General features: G+C 31.3%; 24 protein-coding genes and 5 pseudogenes. 12 read left to right on the forward strand and 17 right to left on the reverse strand.

What is annotated here, in order from left to right; all coding sequences use genetic code 11:
- Positions 1-165 precede the first annotated feature (165 nt).
- The 10 genes from KA926_RS07290 to KA926_RS07335 all read right to left on the reverse strand — a co-directional run bounded on the left by KA926_RS07290 (position 166) and on the right by KA926_RS07335 (position 10,717).
- Positions 166-360, reverse strand: coding sequence for a hypothetical protein (locus KA926_RS07290; protein ID WP_107523768.1), 195 nt, complete (start codon positions 358-360; stop codon positions 166-168).
- Positions 361-593: 233 nt separating this feature from the next.
- Positions 594-1,145, reverse strand: coding sequence for a DUF488 domain-containing protein (locus KA926_RS07295; RefSeq protein ID WP_210144058.1), 552 nt, complete (start codon positions 1,143-1,145; stop codon positions 594-596).
- Between the two features lie 717 nt (positions 1,146-1,862).
- On the reverse strand, positions 1,863-3,029 hold the full coding sequence (locus KA926_RS07300) for a nitrate/nitrite transporter (protein ID WP_210144059.1): 1,167 nt from the start codon (positions 3,027-3,029) through the stop codon (positions 1,863-1,865).
- A 146-nt stretch (positions 3,030-3,175) separates the two neighbouring features.
- A complete protein-coding gene (narI, locus tag KA926_RS07305) occupies positions 3,176-3,877 on the reverse strand; it encodes a respiratory nitrate reductase subunit gamma (protein ID WP_181187304.1) in 702 nt (233 codons plus the stop codon).
- A 42-nt stretch (positions 3,878-3,919) separates the two neighbouring features.
- A complete protein-coding gene (narJ, locus tag KA926_RS07310; protein ID WP_096808010.1) occupies positions 3,920-4,519 on the reverse strand; it encodes a nitrate reductase molybdenum cofactor assembly chaperone in 600 nt (199 codons plus the stop codon).
- A complete protein-coding gene (narH, locus tag KA926_RS07315) occupies positions 4,516-6,033 on the reverse strand; it encodes a nitrate reductase subunit beta (RefSeq protein ID WP_181187305.1) in 1,518 nt (505 codons plus the stop codon). Before narH ends, narJ begins: the two co-directional genes overlap by 4 nt.
- Positions 6,023-9,703: a nitrate reductase subunit alpha gene (locus tag KA926_RS07320; protein WP_181187306.1), complete on the reverse strand. Its 3,681-nt coding sequence runs from the start codon at positions 9,701-9,703 to the stop codon at positions 6,023-6,025. The genes narH and KA926_RS07320 overlap by 11 nt, the downstream gene beginning before the upstream one ends.
- The gene (locus KA926_RS07325) at positions 9,703-9,975 is read right to left on the reverse strand and encodes a hypothetical protein (protein ID WP_096808007.1); all 273 of its coding nucleotides are present in this window, start codon (positions 9,973-9,975) and stop codon (positions 9,703-9,705) included. Before KA926_RS07325 ends, KA926_RS07320 begins: the two co-directional genes overlap by 1 nt.
- 18 nt (positions 9,976-9,993) lie before the next feature.
- On the reverse strand, positions 9,994-10,296 hold the full coding sequence (locus tag KA926_RS07330; RefSeq protein ID WP_181187307.1) for a hypothetical protein: 303 nt from the start codon (positions 10,294-10,296) through the stop codon (positions 9,994-9,996).
- Position 10,297: 1 nt separating this feature from the next.
- The gene (locus tag KA926_RS07335) at positions 10,298-10,717 is read right to left on the reverse strand and encodes a hemerythrin domain-containing protein (protein ID WP_096808005.1); all 420 of its coding nucleotides are present in this window, start codon (positions 10,715-10,717) and stop codon (positions 10,298-10,300) included.
- A gap of 216 nt (positions 10,718-10,933) precedes the next feature.
- On the opposite strand from KA926_RS07335, the gene KA926_RS07340 reads away from it, so the two are divergent.
- Together KA926_RS07340 and KA926_RS07345 are read left to right on the forward strand one after the other, a co-directional pair.
- Positions 10,934-12,079 carry a globin domain-containing protein gene (locus KA926_RS07340; protein ID WP_096808004.1) on the forward strand — a complete coding sequence of 382 codons (1,146 nt, stop codon included), beginning with the start codon at positions 10,934-10,936 and terminating at the stop codon, positions 12,077-12,079.
- A gap of 15 nt (positions 12,080-12,094) precedes the next feature.
- Positions 12,095-12,268: a hypothetical protein gene (locus KA926_RS07345; protein ID WP_096808003.1), complete on the forward strand. Its 174-nt coding sequence runs from the start codon at positions 12,095-12,097 to the stop codon at positions 12,266-12,268.
- A 131-nt stretch (positions 12,269-12,399) separates the two neighbouring features.
- On the opposite strand, the gene KA926_RS07350 is transcribed toward KA926_RS07345, so the two are convergent.
- Entirely contained in the window at positions 12,400-12,954 is a 555-nt protein-coding gene (locus tag KA926_RS07350) for a DUF488 domain-containing protein (RefSeq protein ID WP_181187308.1), read from the reverse strand.
- A gap of 320 nt (positions 12,955-13,274) precedes the next feature.
- The gene (locus tag KA926_RS07355; protein ID WP_210144061.1) at positions 13,275-14,468 is read right to left on the reverse strand and encodes a PDDEXK-like family protein; all 1,194 of its coding nucleotides are present in this window, start codon (positions 14,466-14,468) and stop codon (positions 13,275-13,277) included.
- 159 nt (positions 14,469-14,627) lie between these two features.
- Here KA926_RS07355 and KA926_RS07360 point away from each other — a divergent pair.
- From KA926_RS07360 to KA926_RS07370, 4 pseudogenes are all read left to right on the forward strand, one after another.
- A pseudogene (locus tag KA926_RS07360) lies at positions 14,628-15,007 on the forward strand (DUF4870 domain-containing protein).
- A 136-nt stretch (positions 15,008-15,143) separates the two neighbouring features.
- Positions 15,144-15,278: pseudogene (locus tag KA926_RS14180) on the forward strand (DUF960 family protein); the annotation flags it as partial.
- A 15-nt stretch (positions 15,279-15,293) separates the two neighbouring features.
- Positions 15,294-15,563, forward strand: a pseudogene (locus KA926_RS07365) (DUF1643 domain-containing protein); the annotation flags it as partial.
- Positions 15,559-16,169: pseudogene (locus KA926_RS07370) on the forward strand (alpha/beta hydrolase); the annotation flags it as partial. The pseudogenes KA926_RS07365 and KA926_RS07370, both read left to right, overlap by 5 nt.
- A gap of 208 nt (positions 16,170-16,377) precedes the next feature.
- On the opposite strand, the gene KA926_RS07375 reads toward KA926_RS07370, so the two are convergent.
- Positions 16,378-17,739, reverse strand: coding sequence for an FAD-dependent oxidoreductase (locus KA926_RS07375; protein WP_108909064.1), 1,362 nt, complete (start codon positions 17,737-17,739; stop codon positions 16,378-16,380).
- 330 nt (positions 17,740-18,069) lie between these two features.
- On the opposite strand from KA926_RS07375, the pseudogene KA926_RS07380 reads away from it, so the two are divergent.
- From KA926_RS07380 to KA926_RS07390, 4 genes and pseudogenes are all read left to right on the forward strand, one after another.
- A pseudogene (locus tag KA926_RS07380) lies at positions 18,070-18,342 on the forward strand (JAB domain-containing protein); the annotation flags it as partial.
- A 169-nt stretch (positions 18,343-18,511) separates the two neighbouring features.
- Positions 18,512-19,051: an HTH domain-containing protein gene (locus KA926_RS07385; RefSeq protein ID WP_245335842.1), complete on the forward strand. Its 540-nt coding sequence runs from the start codon at positions 18,512-18,514 to the stop codon at positions 19,049-19,051.
- A gap of 24 nt (positions 19,052-19,075) precedes the next feature.
- Complete coding sequence (locus KA926_RS13925) at positions 19,076-19,273, forward strand: hypothetical protein (RefSeq protein ID WP_234420414.1); 198 nt, start codon at positions 19,076-19,078, stop codon at positions 19,271-19,273.
- A 71-nt stretch (positions 19,274-19,344) separates the two neighbouring features.
- Positions 19,345-19,524, forward strand: a complete 180-nt coding sequence (locus tag KA926_RS07390) for a hypothetical protein (RefSeq protein WP_210144084.1) — start codon at positions 19,345-19,347, stop codon at positions 19,522-19,524.
- Between the two features lie 134 nt (positions 19,525-19,658).
- Here the strand turns inward: KA926_RS07390 and KA926_RS07395 are convergent, their stop codons facing one another.
- From KA926_RS07395 to KA926_RS07410, 4 genes are all read right to left on the reverse strand, one after another.
- Positions 19,659-19,796 carry a hypothetical protein gene (locus KA926_RS07395; protein WP_107529391.1) on the reverse strand — a complete coding sequence of 46 codons (138 nt, stop codon included), beginning with the start codon at positions 19,794-19,796 and terminating at the stop codon, positions 19,659-19,661.
- A gap of 13 nt (positions 19,797-19,809) precedes the next feature.
- A complete protein-coding gene (locus KA926_RS07400) occupies positions 19,810-20,694 on the reverse strand; it encodes a permease (RefSeq protein ID WP_070704792.1) in 885 nt (294 codons plus the stop codon).
- A gap of 89 nt (positions 20,695-20,783) precedes the next feature.
- Entirely contained in the window at positions 20,784-21,104 is a 321-nt protein-coding gene (locus KA926_RS07405) for an ArsR/SmtB family transcription factor (RefSeq protein ID WP_070704789.1), read from the reverse strand.
- A 32-nt stretch (positions 21,105-21,136) separates the two neighbouring features.
- Positions 21,137-21,337 carry a hypothetical protein gene (locus KA926_RS07410; RefSeq protein WP_202847890.1) on the reverse strand — a complete coding sequence of 67 codons (201 nt, stop codon included), beginning with the start codon at positions 21,335-21,337 and terminating at the stop codon, positions 21,137-21,139.
- Between the two features lie 204 nt (positions 21,338-21,541).
- Here KA926_RS07410 and arsR point away from each other — a divergent pair, with 204 nt between their 5' ends.
- Both arsR and arsB read left to right on the forward strand, forming a co-directional pair.
- Entirely contained in the window at positions 21,542-21,856 is a 315-nt protein-coding gene (gene arsR, locus KA926_RS07415; RefSeq protein ID WP_070704783.1) for an As(III)-sensing metalloregulatory transcriptional repressor ArsR, read from the forward strand.
- Positions 21,853-22,617 (forward strand): arsenite/antimonite efflux transporter (gene arsB, locus KA926_RS07420; protein WP_210144062.1); only part of this gene is annotated, 765 nt, incomplete at its 3' end. The genes arsR and arsB, both read left to right, overlap by 4 nt.

Below are 22,617 nucleotides of genomic sequence, written 5' to 3' on the forward strand. Positions count from 1 at the left end.
ATTACTAATATAATGTAAAATAGTACCTCTAACAACTATATACTAGAGGTACTGTATATTTTTATGAATTTCTACTATTCCGATACAGATGAAAATAAGCATAATATAAAAAGTCGCTCACTTAAAAAATTTTGGGACAAATCTTTCATCAATTTTGGAATCTATTTATACTTTCGTTTGCAGTTTCCATAATTTATAATATTCACTTTGTCGATTTAAGAGTTCTTGATGTGTTCCAGATTCTATCACTTCACCATTTTTTAGAGTGTAGATCACATCCGCATTCATTACATTACTTAGTTTGTGTGTAATAACAATTACGGTTTTACCATTTTTCACTAAGTGATCAACATTATTCATAATTCGATTTTCCGTTGCACTATCTAAAGCACTCGTTGCTTCATCAAAAATATATAAATCAGGGTCTTTTTTGTTAATTAATTATATAAATGTATAATTGGATACTGTTAAATTATTTCAAATGACCTATTGTATTATTAAATATCTATCAAATAGCATCACTTGTGACACACTACTGGGTCTTCTTTGACCATGTGATTTTTATTCATTACTTTTTAATTTATCATTGGAATTTATTTTGTCATAAAGGGATATACAACATGCCCATCATCTTCAATGATAGGCATAGCTCCCCATTCTCCTAATTTATGCGATTTTAATTCAATGCCATTATTATTTAAAATAACATGTGTTACATTTTCATTATGTGCTTGTAGCCAATTACTAATAATCAAACGATGACATCTTGAAGGATGACGTTCAGCACATAACAATGCAACCGCATTATTATCTTTCTCTTCCATCAATATATTGATACCTTCTTTAAAATCGTCGGTCAAAGTATAATCTGCATAATTGTGAAATGATTGGTTTTTCCAACCAGCATTCAAATTTTCTCCAACTACGCCAGAACGTTTTCTTCTTCCACCTAGTAATGAAATATGTTTATATTTTATATTGTGCTCTTTTAGCCAATCCATGAAGTCATGTTGGTTATATTGTGGATGTTTTTTACTATTTGGAAATGAACGAACATCTATAATTTTTGTTATCTTGGCTTTTTCTAGCATTTCAAGAAATGTTTCTAGATTATAATTATAATGACCTATTGTAAATATTGTCACTTTTAACCAATCCCTCCGTCATTTTTAAAGTATAAGTGATGTTATTACAATACCTAATTATCATTATTATTTCGCTTATTAAAGATAAGATAAATTATTACTATTGCTATAGGAATGAAAGCAGAAAAAATAGCCGAATAATTACCATTTTTAATTAAAAACGGTAAGCAGACTGCCATAATTATTAAGCATATAGTTAACACTATAATGGCATAAATTTTACTTTTATCCATCCTGTAACTCTCCTTCAACTTATTATTTTCATAAATATAACATACCTTCTTGTGTAAAAGGAGTTCTGTACGCTCCTCTCATTTTCTTAGCTGAAATAAAACATCCTGTATAGATTGGATAAAGTATTTCTAAATTTAACTTTGTATTCGCAATTCTGATACCCATGTATAATCTAATCCATTCCTTAGAACCATAAAAATACTCCAGTTATCAAGGCTATCCATATATTATTTGCCATCAATTCACTTCATATTATATTATACACAACCTATTGTTTAGTTTTATTTATGATACGCTTCTGCTTATCATTTAACGATGAGGTTTTTTTAAGTTTTAAATAAATCAAATAAAGCTCTTATTCGTTAATTTATCAGTTGAAAAGAAACATAATAAAAAGTATCAACCTTTTAAAGTTGATACTCTTTTAACCTCTCTTTAAATCTAAGACTTTCCACAATAATTTTTTTCTTTAACTTCATTAAATTAATTTTTAAATTCTACATCATATTCTTTTTTATATAAATGAATCATTGTAATAAAAGCAATAACACCAAATATAGCTAATAAAATAAATGCTAGGTGACTTGAACCTGTCAAAGATGAAGTATATGTAATTACTAGTGGAGGGAAAAATCCTCCCAATCCGCCCATCATCGATACGACACCATTTGCTGATCCTGCTGCATTTTGGAAGTATGTTGGTACTAATTTAAATATTAGGCCATTACCAATACCTGCGCAAAAACTAATTAACAAACATCCTATTGTAAATAATGTAATGTGACTTGAAATACCTAAAATAACGGCACCAACAATTAAAAATATAAAGTCCACCATTAATGATTTTACAGCATTTATTTTATCACCAATAACACCACCTATAGGTCTTATAAATGTTGCTAATGCAATAAAAATGCCTGTGCGAATACCTGCGTCTACTTTATCTATACCAAAATGATTGACTAAGTAATTAGGTAAAAATAAACCAAATGCTACAAACGAACCAAAAGTAATAAAATACCAAAAACTTAAATAATATGTTTTATAGTTAGCGGCAAGTCCAAATATCTGCTTTATTGAAACTTTTACTCTTTTCTCTTTGCCATCTCCAAGGAAAAACATCAAAATGGCAAACAAAGCAATTATAATTAAATAAAAACGTACAGTGATTTGCCAACCAAATACACCAGCCATTGGTGGAGCCAAAAATGCAGATATAGCAGTTCCAATGTTACCTATTCCATAAATACCATTTGCTAGACCTATCTTATTTTTGTCGAAATATTTCGGCACAGAGGTAACACCAACCGAGAAAACAGCACCTCCAACACCTAAAAAAAATCCAGAGATCATTAATACACTTGACGATTGTGCTTGTCCTAATAAATAAATCGGGAAAAGTAAAATAACAAAACTCCAGAAAAATACCCATTTAGCACCAATAAGATTGGTCAGGTATCCAAACGGTACTCTTAATATTGAACCAAGTATAACAGGTATGGCTACAATTACAGATAATTGTGTTTCAGAAATTTTTATATCTTGTGATATATAAGGCATAAGTGGAGATATAATACTCCATGCCATAAATCCCACTACTAAACTTAAAGTTTGCAAACCAAGTTGAAAACTACCATTTGTCTTATACATGCTATCACCTTCACCCATTTGTATTTTGTTGATATTTCTAAAATAGATAACCTTTAATTTGAATTACACAAATGAATACTTATAACGCAATTAAGTCAAATTTTAAATGTAAAAAATATCGAATAACTTTACCTATTTTTAATATTTTATAAATTCTTTTTTCTGCTTTGGTATTGGTTTCTAGCTCTATACTGTTGAGGTACACGTTTTAAGTATTTTATAGGAAAACTGAATATGTGTATCAAATTTGTAAATGGAATAGAAGCAAACAATAAAAATGCTGAAATCACATGTAATCTAAAGATTAAAGGAGCTCCCCCCATTAAATTATATTTAGGTTGGAAAATAAATAAACTTCTAAACCATGGACCTATTGTAGCTCTATATTCATATGCAATGACAGTAGTATTATATATAATTGTCATATAAGCACCTATTGCTGCAACTACTAAAACCATTATCAATGAGAAATAATTACCAAAAGACGTATGAGCACGAATTCTTTCGTCTGTTATTTTTCTATATAATAAAATAATGTCACCTACTACAATCATCAATCCTGCGAAACCACCAGCAACAATAGCTCCAAAATGATACATATGATCTGTAATACCTATAAATTCATAAAATTCCATAGGTATTACCATTCCCATCACATGACCAACGAAGGCAAAGACAATACCCCAATGAAACAGTAAAGAGCCAAATTTTAGTTTTTTTCTCTCAAAAAATTCTGTAGAAGGTGCTGTCCAACTCAATTGTCGAAATGCATATCGGTATAAAACACCCAAAATCATTATGGTAAGCGTAATGTAGGGGAAGATTATCCACCATATAATATTTGTCATAGAATTTCCTCCATATTAATTGGGATGATAAAACAAAATTCCTTATTCATACATTATTGGATAAGGCATATTTTCAGTGTCAGGATCTTCTTTTTTGATTTCTTCCATTTCTTCAGTTGTAGGTTTATCAAACACAAAATCAGTAAGTAAATTTAAAATATTTTTATAAGGATTCTTTTTATCTAGTGATTGATTAACTTGCCATGTAGCCTTTCCTAAACGTTTCATAAGTTTGTTGTGAATCTTCTCATCAGTAGATACGGCTAAAAGTTCATATAAAGATGGTAGATAATCAGCAAGTTGTTTTTCGTCTCGTTCCAATCCAGCTTGACTAATAATAACTTGGATTTGAATTAATCCGCCACCTCTCATAGAATCATCACCATACTCATGAGCTGTTAAATAAAGCCCTGTATCTTCTTGCCAATCAAAAGTACTTACATATAATTGTTGGATGTCTTTTAAAGAATAGCTTTCTAAATCATTAAATACTAAATTTATTAAATTTTTTGCATCTTGTGAATCAACGTCATTTTTATATAAATCTTTCAATTCTCTATATTCACTCAGTCTATTTTTTTCAGGATAATCGAGAAGATATGCCGCGATAAACAAAATAACTTGCTGTTCTTCGCTTATCATTTTCTAGCCTCGCTTCCATATTTCATTCTCATCATAGCTGGATGTAATCCTTCTGGAGGCGCTAAATCTTCTAAACTACAAGCCCCTTGTTCATAATAATTTTCTTCTTTATTTTCTCGACGTCCTGTAGGAATAACAAATCGTTTTTCATATTTCGCTACCCCGAGTAAATCTGCCATATCTTCTAGTTCATCAACAGTCAATCCAGACTCTTTTAACAATTTGCTATGCTCTACTTCACTTATACCACCAACATTTTTTGAACGCATATGAACGCGCATTGCTGCTGTTTTTAGTAAAGTTTGTCGTATAACTTCTGTATCCCCCGCCGAAAGAATAGAAGCTAAATATTCAAGCGGTATACGCATATCATCAACTGCTGGAATATAACCATCTGCACTCAATTGATTTTCATTTGTAATATGACTCATAATTGGGCTTAATGGTGGAACGTACCAAACCATTGGCATCGTTCTATATTCTGGATGCAACGGTAAAGCAATTTTCCATTTTATAGCCATTTTATAAACTGGTGATTGCTGGGCAGCTTCAATCCAAGCATCAGTAATACCTTCTTCTTTTGCTTTTGCAATGACTTCTTCATCAAAGGGGTCACAAAAACAATCTAGTTGTGCTTGATATAAATCTTGTGGATCTTCAACTGAAGCTGCTTCTTTCACTTTATCTGCATCATATAGCACTACACCAATATATCTAATACGGCCTACACACGTTTCTGAACATATAGTAGGCAGCCCTGCTTCCGTTCTCGGATAACAGAAATTACATTTTTCTGCTTTATGTGAATTCCAATTGTAATAGACTTTATGATAGGGGCAACCGCTCATACAAAAACGCCATCCTCTACATTCTTCCTGATCAACTAAAACTACACCATCTTCATCACGTTTATATAATGCACCTGAAGGACATGAAGCTACGCAAGATGGATTTAAACAATGTTCGCAAATTCTTGGTAAATACATCATAAAAGTTTTCTCATATTCCATAGCAACATGCTCTTGTTTCATTTTATCTATGTTTGGATCCATAGGTACAATTTCACTTCCACCCGCTAAATCATCGTCCCAATTTGGTCCCCATTCAGGCTTATCCATAAACTTACCAGTAATTTTTGACTTTGGCCGTGCTACAGGTAAGTTTTTAGTTCTAGGCGCAAAATGAAGACGAGCAAAGTCATGCGTCCATGGTTCAAAATAATCTTCTATTGTAGCCATGTCCGGGTTATAGAATATATTAGCAAGTTTTTGAATAGGACCGCCTGCTTTTAGTTTTAATCGCCCGTTCTTCATTTCCCAACCGCCTTTAAATCGATCTCTGTCTTCCCATCGTTTAGGGTAACCAGGACCTGGACGAGTTTCTACATTATTGAAATACATATACTCTGTCCCTGGGCGATTTGTCCACGTGTTTTTACAAGTTACACTACATGTATGACAACCTATACATTTATCTAAATGCATAACCATTGCTACTTGTGATTTAATCTTCAAGCCAGTCAACCTCCTTAAGTGGTCTAACAATCGAAATTGTATCACGTTGATTCCCTGTTGGGCCGTAATAATTAAAGCCATAACTTAATTGTGCATAACCGCCTATCATATGTGTTCCTTTTGGATGTATGCGTGTAACACTATTATGTGTCCCACCACGTTTTTTATTAATTGTATTACCTGGAACGCCCATTACTCTATCCTGAGCATGATGCATATAAGCAACACCTTGAGGAATTCTATATGTTGTAACAGCTCTTGCAACAACAGCTCCATTACGATTATACAATTCAATCCAATCATTATCATATATCCCTATTGAATTCGCATCATCTTCGTTTAACCACACTGTTTGCCATCCACGGAACAATTGTGTCATTTGATCAGTATCAGTAAACATTGTATGAATACCCCATTTTTGATGTGGCGTCAAATAACGTAGCTTTATTGATTTACCTGTATCTGTTATTCCTTTTTCATTTTTTAAATAAGGACCTGAATATAGTGGCGGGATATATAACGGTAATCCTTCACCGTAATCAAGCATGACTTCATGGTCTAAATAAAAACTTTGTCTACCTGTTAGAGTATGCCATGGTAGTTTAAATTCTACATTAGATGTGAATGGTGAATAACGTCTGCCATCATTTTCTAAACCAGTCCATACAGGTGTTGAAATTGTTTGACGTGGTTGTACAGTAATATCATCTAATGTTAAATCTTCTTCTTCACGACCTTTTGAAACAAATTCAAAATCTTTGCCTGTCGTTTCTTTTAATGACTTCCAACCTTCTACAGCGCGTTTACCATTTGTAGCACCTGACATAAGTAGAATCGCATTACAAGCTTGTTTTGCTGTTCTCATATCAGGGTGGCCTTTACCTATATTTTCCCTATCCGCTTTTCCAAGTCTTTTGAGCAGTTCATCATACACCGGTTGACCCGGTATTTTTACACCTTTGGTACCGTATCCTTTTTTTAAATTTGGGCCTATTGTTGACCACATATCATAAAGGTTTGGATAATCTCTTTCTACAATCGCAAAATTTGGCATCGTTTGTCCTGGAATAGCTTCCACTTCACCTTTTCTCCAGTCTTTAACTTTTCCATATGGCTGTGCCAATTCTGACTTAGTATCATGTCCAAGTGGTTGCATAACTAAATCTTCACTCTTAGGTAAATAATCTTTAGCTAATTCTGAAAATGTTCTTGCAATCTCTCTAAAAGCATCCCAATCACTCTTCGTTTCCCAAGGTGGTGTAATAGCTTGGTTAAATGGATGAACAAATGGATGCATATCCGTTGAACTTAAGTCATTTTTCTCATACCAAGTAGCTGCAGGTAATACAATATCAGAAAATAACCCTGAGCTTGTCATACGGAAATCCATACTTATTAATAAATCAACTTTACCCTCTGCTGGGGTATCATTTAAGTTAATATTTTTTGGTTGCCACGAATTTTTTGTATCCGTTAAGATTGAATCATCTCCGCCAATCATGTGCTTCACAAAGTATTCGTGCCCTTTACCACTATCTCCAAGTAAATTTGAACGCCAATTAAAAAACACTTTAGGGAAGGTGCGTTCATCATCTGGGTTTTCTATAGCCCAATTTAATTCACCTTCTGCTAGTTGTTTAGCGATATCATTAATAGCTTCAGCATCATCAAGATTTCGTTTTCTTGCATCACTAATTACATCTAAGCTATTCTCAGTCAGTTGTGGATATCCAGGTAACCACCCTAATCTCACAGATAACGCATTAAAATCTGCAGGGTGCATATTACTAAATTTTCCACCCCAATCAAAATTATCTTGATCTTCATCAGATTCATATCTGAATTGATCTGTTGCAAAGTAAAAATACGAAGTACCATTCATATGTCTAGGTGTACCTTTCCAATCATTGGCGAAGGCGACTTGAGCAAATCCTTCCGAAGGTCTTACTTTTTCTTGACCAACATAATGAGCCCAACCACCTCCATTAACACCTTCTGTACCACACAGCATAATAATATTAAGTATTGCTCTATAAATTTGATCGCTATGATACCAATGGTTTGTACCTCCACCCATCGCTATCATAGCCTTACCTTTGGTAAGTTCAGCAGTTTGTGCAAACTCACGAGCTACTTGAATCACATGTTCTTTTTTTACACCAGTAATTCCTTCTTGCCATGCTGGTGTATAAGGTACAGTAGAATCATCATAAGTAACATGTGTATTTTCATCTAAACCTCGGTCTACACTTGTATGAGCCATCATCAAATCATACACCGTAGTCACTAAAATATCATTACCATTCTTATCTTTAATTACTTTAGTTGGTACTTTATGCGTTATTGATGAATTATCTTTTGTTGCAAAATGTGGGAAATCAACTGAATCTATGTTGTCAGATATATCTATAAAACTAAGCATAGGATTAATTGCATTCCCTGATTCATCTTCTAATTCTAAATTCCAATTTTGTTTTCCATCCCAATGGTGACCTGCACTACCAATTGGAACAACAGGTTTTTGTATATTTTCATCCCACACTACTGTTTTCCAATCTCCTAAGCTATATTCATTGGATAAATCAGCAGCCCTCAAGAAATTGTCAGCTCTCAGACTACCGTTTTTATCTTTCAATTGAACAAGAAATGGCAAATCTGTGTATTGTTTTACATATTGAGTAAAATAAGGTACTTCTCTATCAACATAGAATTCTTTCAAAATAACATGTGTCATTGCCATAGCAAGCGCACCATCTGTGCCTTCTTTTGCTGGTAACCACATATCAGCAAATTTTTCATATTCAGCGTAATCAGGACTAACACCAACAACTTTAGTACCTGCATAGCGAGATTCAACCATAAAATGTGCGTCAGGCGTTCTTGTTTGTGGTAAATTTGTCCCCCATATGATGAAATATTTAGAATTATACCAATCTGCACTTTCTGGAACATCAGTTTGATCGCCCCACACTTGAGGAGAAGCAGGAGGTAAATCAGCATACCAGTCATAAAAACTAATAATTGTTCCACCAATTAAAGATAAAAATCGAGTCCCTCCTGCGTAACTTATCATTGACATAGCTGGAATAGGTGAAAATCCAGCAATACGATCTGGACCATATTTTTTTATAGTATAAATAGATGAAGCAGCTATCATTTGACAAATACTCTTCCAATTTCCTCTTATAAAACCGCCTTTTCCGCGTGCTTTAATATATTTCTGCTTTTTTTTCTTATCACTGACAATATTTTCCCAAGCTTGAACTGGGTTTTGTACTTCTTCAAGTTCGTTTTCCCATAATTCATATAAGTCTTTACGAATATATGGATATTTAACTCTAGTTGGACTATATGTATACCATGAATAGCTTGCTCCCCTAGGACAACCACGAGGTTCATATTGTGGAAAATCGTCTCCTGTAGAAGGGTAATCAATTTGTTGTGTTTCTTGAGTGACAATACCGTCTTTCACGTAAATTTTCCAACTACAAGATCCAGTACAATTAACACCGTGTGTCGAACGTACTACTTTATCATGTTGCCAACGATTTCGATAAATACTTTCCCAATCGCGAGGTCTAGGACTTTCTTCAGTCCAATTATTGTTTATTAAATTTCCACGTTTTAAATGTTTAAGTTTATGTAGTAATTTATTATGCTTTTTATCCATCAAGACATCTCCCCATCACTCTTAGAAATCGGATTAAATCTTTCACCTGTAATTTTAAATGCTCCGTTACCCTCTTTTAGTTCTTCAATAAAAATTTCAAATGTTGGTGCATTTGCAGCAACTAAGATGAGTCGTTCAATTGTATTATTGTCGTTAATATTATAGATTTTCTCTATCATTTCACCAGAAATTGAGCCAAATCTCATACGCAAAATACCTATTAAGTCTTCTCTATCCTCTATAAGCATTGCTTCATTTTCCATTGAAAACATATAATCCCCCCATATTCATTATGGCATTATCATTTTGAAATATTCTGAAATAAATATTCGATGACATGCTGCTGTTGTATATTTAAAAAAATTCAATATATCATTATATGGCGCTTCAAGCGCTTGTTTCTTAAAATAACAACTTGTACCATGTTGAAATGTTTCGCCATAACGGACAGAAATTTCTAAATTATCCCCATCTACAATTGCAGTAGCATCAACGTCAAAAAAATGTATATTATTCTTTTCTAACTCATTCACCATTAAGTTATATATATCTTCATTAACAAATCTTAATGGTTTTTCCTTTTTCTGAATCATTTTATCCCTTCTCCTTACTTGCAACCCAAGCTTCTTCATCTTCATTGTGTAAATCATCCACTTCTATCATAGTATAAAATTTTACCAATACTTCATGATTCATTTCCTCATTTTTTAATGCTAACTTAATTTGTTTTGCTAATTTTCTTAATAAGTCATGGTCTCTTTGAAGTCTGTGCATAATTTTTATTTGAGAGGGATTATCTCCTGCTAATTCAGGGTATAATCCTTCTTCTTCAACATCGGCATGAGCAAGAACTCTTGCTTCCCAATGCTCTAATAAAACATATGCAATTTCTAAAGCTTTGTTTCTTTGATTCATCGTTTTTTTTAGCACTGCTGTAATCTCTCTAGCTTCATTTAAAGAAGCTTCATGAATAGAATTATGACTTTCGGACTTTTTCAAACTAGGACCTGCCATTTAACGTTCCCCCTATCATATATGCTTATATTATCTCCTTATAATGTAATGCTACACCTTATTGTTATTGTAAGCAACTCTATTCAAAACAAAATTTTACATGTTTGTTTTAAAAGTATGAAAATTGCTAAAATTTTCACAATTTAAGCCAATAGTTTATTGAATTGTATTTATTTTAGTGGTTCAATGGAATTAAAGAACAAAAGGAGGAATTTGATGCTTACGAAAGAAGAAAAAGATATTATTCAACAAACCGTACCTCTATTACAAGAAAAGGGTGTAGAAATTACTTCAATTTTTTATCCTAAAATGTTCAAAGCTCATCCTGAATTATTAAATATGTTTAATCAAACAAATCAAAAAAGAGGCATGCAATCATCGGCTTTAGCGCAAGCTGTTTTAGCTGGGGCTGCTAACATTGATAACTTAGATGCGATTAAACCTGTAATTATGCCTGTTGCTTATAAACACTGTGCTTTACAAGTTTATCCTGAACATTATCCCATTGTCGGTGAAAATTTAATCAAAGCAATACAAGATGTTACAGGATTAGAAGATAATGATCCTATCATCCAAACATGGGTTAAAGCTTATGGAGAGCTTGCAGATGCATTTATACAGATTGAAAAAAGCATATATGATCAAATGTTATGGATTGGCTTTAAACCTTTTAAAGTTTCTAAAATCAAACAAGAGTCTCAAGATGTTAAATCATTTACAATTGAATCTTCAGAGTATGATTTAAGCCAATTTAAACCTGGACAATATATTACTGTAGATCTTTCTAGTGAAAAACTACCTTATCGAGCTAAACGTCACTATTCAATTACTTCTGGTGATGAAAATCATTTAACTTTTGGTGTTAAACGGGATACAACTGACGAATACGAAGGAGAAGTTTCAACCATTTTACACGATGAAGTCAATGAAGGTGATATGATTAATTTGGCTGCACCTGTCGGTGGCTTTGTTTTAGAAGATACAAGTCATCCAAAACTATTCATAGGGTCTGGAATTGGAGTAACGCCTTTGGTAGCGATGTTTAATCAAGCCTCTTCAGAAGGCCTTGAATCACAAATGATACAGGTTGGAAGTGATGAGGCACACTTACCTTTTAAAGAAGATTTTGAAATGATTGCTCATAACAACGTTAGTGCAAAATTAGAGACACATCTAAAAAGTAAACATGGCTACTTCAATTCTGATAATCTAAAAAACTACTTAATAAATGACCCTGAAATTTATATCTGTGGTGGAACGAGCTTTTTACACTCCATTATAGATGCATTAAAAGCTCTAGATCATGATATGAACCACGTTCATTATGAAACATTTGTGCCGAGATTAAGTGTCGAAGTTTAAAGGGAGTTATCAAATATGAAAATCAATCAAAGATATATTAAAGTATTTGTGCTGTATTTAATAAGTAATTTAATTTCAAATATACTCGTTAAAAATAACAATTTAATTAAAGTAATGTCGCAAATATTTATAGGTTACACACTTTTTGCTTTAGGTTTAAAATATTTAAAAAAATTAAAAACAAACTAAATTTTTATAAATTTACCAATCAAGGTTAAGTATATTTATACTTAACCTTTTTATTATAGTTAATGATAGTTTAACATTTAAAAAATGGTAGCTTGCTTTGTTAATATTAAATTTGGATTATTTATATAAAATTACTCTGTTGTAGTTGGATATACAACTTCTCCGTCATATTCAATAATAGGTAAAGCTCCCCACTGCCCTAATTCATGCGGTATTAGCGCTACTTTATCATTATTATTTACAATAATATGAACGACTTTTTCATTATGCAACTCTAGCCAATTACTAATAATCAAACGATGACATCGTGAAGGATGACGTTCTGCACATAACAAAGCAATCATATGATTTTCTTTCTCTTTCATCAATATATTGATACCTTCTTTAAAATTTTTAGTCAAAGTATAATCTGCATAATTGTGAAATGATTGATTTTGCCACCCAGCATTCAAATTTTCTCCAACTATATTTGAACGTTTGCTTCTTCCACCTAGCAATGAAATGTGTTTGTATTTTACATTATGTTCTTTTAACCAAACAGAGAACTCATTTCGATTATACTGTGGATTGTTTTTACTATTTGGAAATGATCTCACATCAATAATTTTTGTTATCTTCGCTTGTTCTAACATCTTTAGAAATGTATCAAGCGTATAATTATAATGGCCTATCGTAAATATTGTCATTTTATTTTACCCTCCATGACTTATAAAATATAAGTATTTTTAAGAAGTATATATCATACAATATGATTTTTAGTTTTATTTGTGGTAGGGCTCTGCTTATCGGGTAGTGATGCGGTTTTTTATACCCTAAAATACAGAAGTCCCAGACTATAAATATAGACTGGGAATACATTATGTTACTACATTTTACTTTTTCATATTAATTGTTATAGGACGTAATTGAAAAGAAGTTATTCATTTATGTATAGTTAAGATCACACTATAAACAAACACTTTTTATTAGTTGAGTAAAAAAAATTAAAAACTCGCTACCATGCTATTTATTTTGTATTGTAGCTTATTTCCTCATTCAATAAAATCTCTTCTATTTTATGTAATTCATGAGTCAAAAATTGCTCAAAATTTTTCTCCACTTCAGTTATAATATCTTCGTATTCAAACTGCTTATTACTAGAATAAAGTTCTTTTGTATAAATGTTATTATAAACTGGAGACAACCTCTTTTTAACCTTTTTAAATACATTTGGATGTGCTAATGCTTTTTCATGTAAATTTTTTCGAGTTTCTTCATCGCTAGGGCCAATCACTAAATGTAGACTTTTACGATTATTATTATTTCTAACTTCAAATAGTAAATATCTATTGGATGAAGTCCATTTCGATTCATAGTTATTTCTCCCCATTTTTTCATCTAACTTTTGAGAAGTGAATCGAACTAGACTTTTGCTACTGTCATCTAGAATTAAAGACTCTGTTTCTTTTACTATACTTTGAAGCTTGTTAGAAATATCACTATGTATATCAGGTTTATATTCAAATATTAAATCTAATGCCCGTTTATGCTTGAAATAAATTTCAGTACATAATTTTTCTAAATTTTCATCTTTCACTATATACCTCCTTAATATATCTATATATTGGTTAATAAAACTGGTTACTTTTGGATTTATAATCTCTTTTTTCATGGATACAATATTTTCTAAACAAGTAATAATGTCTATATAAGACATGCTTATCCAAGTATCTATATCACTTGAATCCTCTGCCTCTGGTGTTAAAAAGATATAATTTTTTTCGTAATCGAAAAACTCTGACTCTAATACATGCTGATACCTATTCAACTGTCCTTTACTCTCTTTGCTCCAAATTTTATTTTCAATAGCAAAAATAACTTTATTCACTTCTGAGATAAGCAATATGTCAATATGATTCCATTCTCTACGCACTATAACATCATCAAAATCTTTCAATAACATTTTCAGAACAAAACTATCATCCATTTCTACTACTGATTTATTCAAATAAATTTCAATAAACTTTTTAATGAATAAATCATTCAAGCCATGTACCTCATTTGGATTGAACAACCAAGCAAGCATATTACTATGTCTAATTTCTGTATTGATTGTGTCTAATATTTCAAACACATTAAAATTATCTACATTTGCTTGAATTTCATTTAATATATCTACATCTTTTAAAAACTCAACTAATAATTTTTCATCATTATCCACCTGAAGTCCACCCTCTAACACAATAATAATTAATTTTTATGGAAAGCTAAAGTGTTTTTATAGCTTTCCCTATTATTTATATCCAATTTTAAAAAAAGTATACAAATATTGTAAAATCAATTAAAATAATTATATAGAAATCCAATTCTATATATAACAATTAAGGAGCTAAAAAGGAACTTTCAAAATCAGTCCAAAGACCCAAATGCCTTTCCGAATGTGAGTCAAAATGATAAAACAATGGCCATGTTAATATGGATATTAAATATATTCACAGGATTTATTGGTCCATTAATTATATGGATTATGAAAAAAGACGAATCTGAATATATAAATAGACAAGGTAAGAATTACTTAAACTTTGCAATAAGTTATACTTCGTACATCATTGTATCTTGGATATTAACTATTGTTCTAATTGGCTACATCCCGCTATTTATTTTATCAATCGCAGGATTTGTCTATGCATTATTGGTATTGTCACAGTTAATAAAGATGAAGATTTTGTTGTACCTTTTACAATTGAAATTATTAAATAATAAAAGATATTAAATATGGAATAAAACGTTACAGCTTATTAAAATAATATAGACAGACATTAAAATAGAGCATCTTTCATCATAAAATGAAGGATGCTCTATTATCATTTAACTACTATTCTGAAACACTCCATAGCAAGAACGACCTGATTATGCCAAAATTCATGAAACTAAATATCATCAACCAATCAATATTAATAAGGTCTACGTTATCAGAGAAGACGATGTAGACCTTTCTTATCACGTCATGTTATTACCAGAAGAATACTAGAGGAGTGAATATTACATGGAAACAATAAAAAATACATTAGAAACTGAAGCCATATTTAGTGATGACCAACAACATCGCTATCTACTTAAGAATACATGGGATAGCGAAAAACAAACAATCACAATCATCACAATGTATCCAAATTATACAGGCCTTCTTCGAATAGATTTAACTACCCAATTGATTATAAACAAAATTTCAGAAATGGATGCATTTGGTTCAATCAATTTTGTAAATCTATATTCTAATATTACAACGCCTATCAACCTCAAACATTTGGAAAGTTTCATTAAAAGGAAAGTTATCAAAAAATACTACAAACCCAATTGTTCAAATAGAATTAGAGGATAACAAACAGGGAGATTATGCAAAAAATGCGCAATGGATTAAAAGTGTAATAACCAAATTGCAAAGCAAATATCACTTTAAAAAATTTAATTTTGTTGGTCACTCAATGGGTAATATGACATTATCACAATATATGCTTACATATGGAAATAATCCATCATTACCACAATTAAATAAGCAAGTGAGTATTGCAGGTCCTTTCAATGGTGTCTTGAATATGAATGAAAAAGTAAATGAAATCAATGTGGATTCAAATGGAAAGCCAAGTAGAATGAATCCGCCATATCAAAGCTTCCGTAAACTTCACCAAATATATAAAGGAAAAGGGATTGAAGTACTAAATATCTATGGTGATTTAAAAGACGGAACGCACTCTGACGGAAGTGTATCTAATAGCTCTGCACGGTCTTTAAAATATTTGTTAGGTAATAGTCCGAAATATATAAAGAAAAACAATTTGAGGGTAAATCAGTGCAACATAGCCAATTACATGAAAATAGTAAAGTTGCAGATGAGTTGATTCAATTCTTGTGGAAGCATTAAAGGGATTTTTAAAATATAGTAAACACAAATTAAATCACGGATTATCACTTCGCATATAAAAAATAGAAACTGAAACATAAAAAATATAAAAAAATAACAGGTTAAGGCACTAATTAGTGTCTTAACCTGTATTGGCATTTGGTGATTGATGCATTGGTTTAAAATAATTGTTAAATCAAGGGATTTCTATTTTGGTCATGTTTTATGATTAGAATAACATTTTATCGCTACCAAATGTATCGCCTAGAGCTTGTTGTGCGAGCACATTTAAGTAGTTCCAAGGGCGATCGAAATCTGGTTGGAAGAAGAAGTCTACATATGCAAGTTGTTCGAGTGTCCAACCAGCATTAATTGCGACTGATAGCGTATTGATTGATTCTGCTAAGTCTTCTTTGGACATGATTTGACCGCCGAGTATACGATGAGAATCTTTGTCGAAAATAATTTTCATGTGTACTTTAGTATCATTTTGCATAAATTTAGGTCTCACGAGTTCTTCAATATATTTTGTACCTAAATTACCGTTATAATCTTCTGATTCAAAGCCATGAACGCCTGTTTGTCCAAATTTATAATCGAAGAGTGATAAACCTGATGTACCTGAAACTTTTGGCATTTTCAGTGAATGACCGGTCATATTTTTAGCTGCAATCACACCTTGTCTACGAGAGTTTGTCGCTAATGCTATATAACGTTGCTCATCTACAGGTGCATAAGGAATCATTGTAGCATCTCCGCCGGCATAAACATCCTGAGCAGATGTTTGTAGATAATCATCAATTTCAATAATACCTTTAGTGCCGAGTTTAAGCTTACCTTCTAACCACTCAGTTGCTGGTGCGACACCCACGGCAAAGACTACAGTATCTGCTTCATAAGTGCCTTTGTCTGTAACAACTTCACTTAAATCACCTAATTTATTAGCTTTTAATGCTTTAACGGTTTCTCCACCATTAAATGTTAAACCATGAGATTGAGCATTAGATTCTAAGATATCTGTAAATTCTTTATCTAGATAAGTGCTTAATATGCGTGTATTGATATCGATAATCTTAGTTTCGATACCTGCTTTAGTGAATGCTTCTGCTGCTTCGATACCGATATATCCACCACCAACTACAATTGCTTTTTGAGATTGAGACATGCGATCTTTGATGGCATCAGCCCATTCACGACCACGCATAAAGTAAACATTATTAACATCATCTATGCCGTGTACGGGTGGTGTTACTGGTTTGCCACCAGGACTCAAGAATAATTTATCATAATCAACTTCTGTCGTTTGCTCATTTTCATTTACTGTAATAGTCTTGTTGCTAGTATCTAAATCTACGACATCACTATTGATATGAACGTTGACACCTTGTTGTTGATAAGAATCAGCATTTGCATAATGTAGTGAGTCGAGTGAAGGTGAGATATCTTCTAAGTAGCTTTGAATACCACATGATAAGAAAGAAGGTTTATCACCCCGTTCGTATAAATGAATTTCAGCTTCTGGCTCTTCTTTTAAAAGTGTTTGTATCACTTCAAACCCTGCATGTGAAGATCCGACTACTATATATTTCATTATTTTTGCCTCCTTGATATAAAAACGCTTATTAACGTTTTAAATAAAATATCATTTGTCTTTCTTAATACATATACCACTTAGATTAAATATTATTCTAAACAATTTTGTGAACGAATTATGTTGAAAACGCTATATAATATTTGTGTTAAATTGATGAATTTATGAAAAATGCATCGCTATCGTATTTGAAAAGCAAAACTGATTTAGTTGAATTTGCAAAATAAGTTAGAATGTTAAATTTGAAAATTTTATGAAAACTTGTCATATTAATAGAAATTTATAAAACCCCCTTTTAATTTAAGTCGATTTTTTGTAATATATCATCCACATATTCAAACACTATCGATAGGTTCTATTAACCAAACAGTGATTCACCCCAGAGAAATATTCAAAACAGCGATGCTCAGTAACGCCAACAGTATTATGCTAGGACATAACCATCCAAGTGGAGATGTAACACCCTCTCCTGAAGATATCAATGTGACCGAACGATTAATGCTCATCAGTGAAATGATGGGCATTTTATTTTATGACCATGTTATTTTCTCAGATAGTAACACCTATTCCATTAGAAAACATAATTTAAAAGTAGAGGTATAGCCGTATTTTGTCATTACCGCTATTTCCTCACTTATCAATATTTATAAAATCTCTTTATATCAATGTATTTATCTAAAAAATATTTTTCACAACTTTTATTAAATATACGGAGGATTGACTTATTGTGACAAACCTATTTTGTAATATATAACTTAAAGGAGGTGACATATTGGATCGTGCATTTCGAATATTAACAATATACCATCGTTTACTACAGAATAAATCCGTCAACAAACAATCACTTACATTAGAACTCAATACGAGTCCTAGGACGATACAAAGAGATATCGACGTTATCAGAAACTTCTTATATGAAAGTAAATCGTGGATCAGTACACCTAAAGCAATCACGTACGATTATAAATCAGAAAGTTATAAGCTCGAACAAGATAAGCATGAAAATATGCATTTTATGTATGATATTTTGACTGCTTTATACCTGACGACACCCAAATTAAGTCATTACTTTTATCAATATCTTAAATTATTAATCATCAAACATCATTCAGGTCGTCGAACTACATTACTAAAATATCTTGACCGCTTTGAAATTGATAAAAATCAAACAGGTATTTTGCCAGCATCATTAGTTGTTCGCGCAATGAATGAAATTTATATAGATGATATTAATCAAATGAATCTGAGTTTGTCTGAAAAATCTGTGGATATACAAGAAAAATCAAAGTTACAAACCTATATCACGTTTTAAATCGGTAAAGATGTGTGGTCAAAAATGCATCGATATTATCAAATTCATGTAATAGAAAAATATGATGCACATTATCTTATTGTCACTTTCAAGATGACAAGAGTCGAAGCTATTCAACTCCGTTTTATATATCGATCCAATATACGTATCATTTCACCCCCTGATTTAAGAGAACAAGTGATTGATGAATTACTTTTACTACAATTAACATATTTAAAATAACAAGTTCAAAAGTAAACCAAGCAGACAATGTTTTACAAATAATATTAATAATAATGAAAGGAATGATAATCATGAGTAACATCATAAAAACGATAGGCAAAGGCATTGGAAAAGGTGTCGGTGCAGCAGCAGTTCTAGGTATTTTAGGTTCTTATTTCAAAAGAACTTTCACAATAAAAGGACCACTAGGTAAAGAAATAACAAGAATTATAGAAAATCACTTTAGTGAACCTGTAGAAATCAAAGCATAATATAGAGGTAACCATTTTCAAAGACACATTGATTTCAAAATGTGTCCTTTTTTAAATTATTGTAGAATAAATATAGAAAAGCGTAGCAAAATAGATTAATATAAGGGCCTAGATATAAATTCCAGGCCCTTATATTACTTGTTACAGCAATTGTTATTATCTTCTTGCTCTTTTTCATCTTTTTCTTTTTTTTCGTTCTTTTCCTCAATTTCTACCGAACAACATGACTGTTCTTGAGGTTTTATTTTTTTTAATGCGTCTTTAATACCCATTATTTCACCTCCTTTAAATAATGATATTCACAATCAAACCTGTAACAATAGCCACAACTAAAATTGCAATAATGAATGATATTACAAATTTTTTCTTGAATAGCTTAGATAGCAATACGACCTCTGGAATACTTGCGCCAGCACCACCAATTATTAATGCAACTACTGTTCCTAGCGACATACCTTTTGATACTAATGCTTCGGCTATAGGTAACATTGTTTCTGGTCTGATATACATAGGGATACCGATAACAGAAGCAATAAACACCGATATAAAACCATCACCACTTGCATACTTAGTTATAAATTCTTCAGGTATGAATCCATATATAAAGGCACCAATAAATACACCAATAAATAGATAAGGTAACATTGGGTATAAAAATGCCCACGCATCGTTTAATGCTTGTTTAAAACGAGATCCTGTTTTATTAGCAAAAAAGCCATCACCTTTAACATTGACCCCTTTATAACTTTCAGCTAAATTCATTTTTGAAAATACTAAACCTGTTAAAATACTGAAAATTGCTAGTACTACAAAATAAACAATGGCTACTTTCCATCCTAATAAAGCCCATAACATAAATATCATTAGTGGGTTCATTAACGGTGAAGCAATTAAGAAACTCATTGCTGGACCAAAAGGAACTTTGGAATTTAATAGACCTGCAAGTATTGGAATAGTTGAACAAGAACAAAATGGTGTAACAGCACCAAATATCATACCTAATATATAATTGACGACTTCATTAGGTTTGCTCAAAAGCTTTATAATTTTTTCTTCTGAAACAACTTGTTGAATCAGACTTACTATAAAACTCACTACTATAAATAGTAATAATAATTCAAAAAATAACATCAGAAATGTTTTTATGAATTCCATAATTGAATCTATCATTAGTATAACGCCTCCGAATTCATTTAATCAACTTTTCTTGATGTATTAATCAAAAAAATTTGATTAATTCTATGTTATAAAGAAGATACTTAAGGTATCTTACAGCAAGTATCTTCATTTAAAACCACCTGTATTTGTTGCTCATTAATTTTATAATAATTCCATGTGCCATGCTTTTCAGCAATAAGAATATTTGCATCTACTAATTTTTTTAAATGATAGGAAAGTTTAGATTGTTTTAACGCTAATAATTCTTCTAGATCACAAACACATAAAGATTTTGAATCGCTTTGACGTATTGATTGTAGAATTTTAAGCCTGATTTTATCAGCTAGCGCATTAAACATCTGTTCATAAAAGTCTAATTGTTCTTCCTCACTTCTATTAGGACTGGACTTAATAATTTCCATTAAATAATCACCTCTCTTATATATAGATATTTCTATTTTTGTTTGATTTCTTGTATTGCTTGATTAAAATGAGTTTCTGTTATTTTACCATACATGTCAGGTTCTCCTTTAAAGAACTCATTTTTCATATATGATATAGCTTCTTTTAAAGAAACTTCTCTTGATATCATAATTAGATTTAAGTAGCTAACAAAATAATCAACAGATAATCTACCTGCATGATTTATTCTCATAAAATCGAACTCCTTTATAAAATACTAAAATGATACATCAAATTTTTTTGATGTATTAAATATAAATTATTATTTCAACTTTTGCAAGATAATAAAACTAGTTATTTAGGACGCATTCTAATCTAATACTAAAATTAGTCAAAAAACTACATAGACATAAAGCTATATAGATGTTAATCTATGTAATGAATAGGAGGTATATTTATGTCTTATAAAGAATTATCAGCAATATTAAAAGTTTTATCAGATCCAAGCAGGATAGAAATATTAGATTTACTTTCTTGTGGTGAACTATGCGCTTGTGACTTATTAGAACACTTTCAATTCTCACAACCTACACTAAGTCATCATATGAAGTCATTAGTAGATAACGAATTAGTTACAACACGAAAAGACGGCAACAAACATTGGTATCAACTTAATCATGCTATTTTAGATGATATTATTCAAAACTTAAACATCATTAATACATCTAATCAAAGATGTGTATGTAAAAATGTGAAATCAGGTGACTGTTGATGACCATTTTAGCAATTATAATCTTCTTGTTAACTTTAATCTTTGTGATATGGCAACCAAAAGGTTTAGATATTGGTATTACAGCTTTAATTGGAGCTGTTGTTGCTATCATTACAGGAGTCGTAAGTTTTTCCGATGTATTAGAAGTAACCGGTATTGTTTGGAATGCAACTTTAACTTTTGTAGCTGTTATTCTTATTTCATTAATATTAGATGAAATTGGTTTTTTTGAATGGTCTGCAATACATATGGTCAAGGCTTCAAACGGTAATGGCTTAAAAATGTTTGTTTTTATTATGTTACTTGGGGCAATTGTAGCAGCATTTTTCGCAAATGATGGTGCAGCTTTAATCTTAACTCCTATTGTATTAGCGATGGTAAGAAATCTAGGGTTTAATAAAAAAGTTATTTTCCCATTCATCATTGCCAGTGGCTTTATCGCTGATACTACATCACTACCCTTAATTGTAAGTAACTTAGTTAATATCGTTTCTGCAGATTACTTCGATATTGGATTTATTGAATATTTTAGTCGAATGATTATTCCTAATATATTCTCTCTGATTGCTAGTATTCTCGTTTTATGGTTATATTTCAGAAAATCTATTCCTAAAACGTTCGATACAGAAAATCTTTCACATCCTAAAAATGCAATTAAAGATTCTAAATTATTTAAGATTTCATGGATTGTATTAGCAATACTACTTGTGGGTTATCTTGTTAGTGAGTTTATTCAAATCCCTGTATCAATCATTGCTGGT

Source organism: Staphylococcus sp. GDY8P94P, from assembly GCF_017892255.1.
Taxonomy (GTDB): Bacteria; Bacillota; Bacilli; order Staphylococcales; family Staphylococcaceae; genus Staphylococcus; species Staphylococcus cohnii.